Here is a 2,303-nt window from a genome sequence, read left to right on the forward strand (position 1 = left end):
TTTGTAACACGTACGATTGAATAACCAATTGGCTGTTTATCTGTTCTTTGCATGCTTGGGATAATACCATTTGGATTGGTCGATCCGTCAACGGTACTATGGAACCAGAACCCACTTTGAGCTTGGTACCCATAATCAGTACCGCCAGTTGTAGCCGCTGCTGCTTCACTAGTTAAATTATAAGATCTAGCAGGGAATCCATTGTCACGACCAGAAACATAACTTAATAGAAGTACAGCTTTAGTAGCTCTTGTTGCTGCTTCACGAGCTGCAACGATTTCTTCTTTTTGAGCATCTGTTGGTTTTTTACCATACTCAGTTTTTAATGTGTTATAGCGATAAATTTCTCCAAGTGCATACATTGCAGTCCATAGTCCATCGTTATCACTTGTTGTTGGTCTACCAACAAAAGTTCCAGAAGGTGAGTTGTAATCTACATAAGATTTTCCTGGATCAGTAAATGTAAAAGGAGCAGATGCAACCATTCCACGACGATCATTAACAGTTTGATTCAGTTTTTCATAAAAATCAGCTTTTTGTTTCATTGTTCTCTTAGGCATTGCAATATGAGTTATCCCAAGTGCATTTTTTACCCAAATGCCACCTGCTCCGTCAGCAGCAAGTGAGAGAACATTGTCATCTCCACCATAGAGGTATCTTGGCCCAGTCATGTACTGTACAATATCGCGTGCATCTTTCTCAGTGAAATCAACACGTTGTAAACCATTTTGAGTTCCTATCCAATAGACATTGTCTTCATCTTTGACAACGGAATTCACATCACCAACAATTGTAGTTGGAATGAAGTCAAGGGCTGTTTTATCTGTAACCCAGTTTAGGCTTGCTGGAATAGCAGTATCACCTAATTTGTAGTAGGAGATTTCTTTAGTACGTACTTCACTAAGTTGTAAGGGCTTATACTTTGCACCAGCAGGCGCTTCGGCTTGTACTATACCTGTAGAAACTGGTGATGTTAATAGCATCGCCGCTATGCTGGAAACTGCTAAAATCTTCTTAGACATTTTCAACATAATTTTTTCTCCTTCTTATTGAGAATATTTTCAAGAATTCTATTTTTTTATCAGATCTCATAGTTTAACTATTTTAGTTCCGTTACCCCTGTTTCAGTAATTGCGTACACACCTGCATGGCCATTATCAATTAGAAGAAGAACGTTATCATCAAGTAGACTACCATTTGCCGCTGTGTAACTTACTACTTTTTTCGATTTAAGATCTGTTTTGATTACACCATCATTTGTTCCAATCCACAAATAAGTACGTGATGCATCAAGTACAGAAGTTTTCACTCCACGTAGTGAAGGGAAAATAGAAGGCTTCACAGTGAAATCCTTATTTACAAATGTATTTGCGTTAGCAAATACAGGCATGTAAACGGTTGGATTTGCAATGCTTGGTTTATACGTATCATCTTGCAAAAACTTGATATATTGCTTCACTTGACCTTGCTTACCATCATTAGAAAATTTTTGGATAACATCAGCATAGCTATATTTATTTTTTGAAACAGCTGCTAATCCGTTTTTTGCGTTTGCTAGAGTACCAAATATGACTACCGTACATAATAATGTTGCAAGCATCACTTTGAATACATGTGATTTTTTTACATTACTCATATTTTTTCTCCCCTCGTAAATAATTCATTTTTTTGATTGAAATTGACTTTAAAATCAAATTTAACCATACATTAAAAACAATTCCTTACTTTTTTCGCTTCTAACCTCCTCCATACTTTGTGAGATAATAGTTCTGGAAAAATGTTGATTTTTCGACACGCGCACTGGCTAAATCAAAATTTAGAATACTAGACTTAGTTAAATTCCATTTGAAAATGCTCATGCTTTGTGTCAAAAAACCCCTCAAATACAGCAGCGTCAAAATTTCTGCAAGAAAAATTTTGAAGCGACGTATTTAAAAAATTTATATATAAAACTGTTCCTTTCTTCAAATGAGTAATCTTTCTTACCAATTTGGTAGAATTGCAATGAAAGGAACAAATTATATCGCAAAAACCGTGAATGTTGAAAGAAGTAAGGATGTTACAGCTGCAGTAGTCATGACTTTATGCCTTCAATTGGTAATCTATTTTTAGTAAATACATACAACTAGAATAGTACATTCATCATAAATAACAGTAAATTGGGGGAATCAAACATAGTTCGATAGTCCTATATGTTAAAAATTTCGATTAAAAAAATTGTCAATTAACAATATTAAAGTAGAAATTCAAGTTATTATCAGGAAAAATATTTATAATTTTGCCGAAATCAATATTTTTAGTGG

At 34.6% G+C, this 2,303-nt stretch carries 2 protein-coding genes; both read right to left on the reverse strand.

The annotated features are described in order from the left end of the window. Positions 1-1,031 (reverse strand): hypothetical protein (locus CHI06_RS14235; protein ID WP_218833100.1); only part of this gene is annotated, 1,031 nt, incomplete at its 3' end. Positions 1,032-1,099: 68 nt separating this feature from the next. After that, positions 1,100-1,636 carry a hypothetical protein gene (locus tag CHI06_RS14240; RefSeq protein ID WP_095249223.1) on the reverse strand — a complete coding sequence of 179 codons (537 nt, stop codon included), beginning with the start codon at positions 1,634-1,636 and terminating at the stop codon, positions 1,100-1,102. Positions 1,637-2,303: the final 667 nt, after the last annotated feature.

The sequence above is a fragment of the Bacillus sp. 7884-1 genome, from assembly GCF_002272245.1.
Taxonomy (GTDB): Bacteria; Bacillota; Bacilli; order Bacillales; family Cytobacillaceae; genus Neobacillus.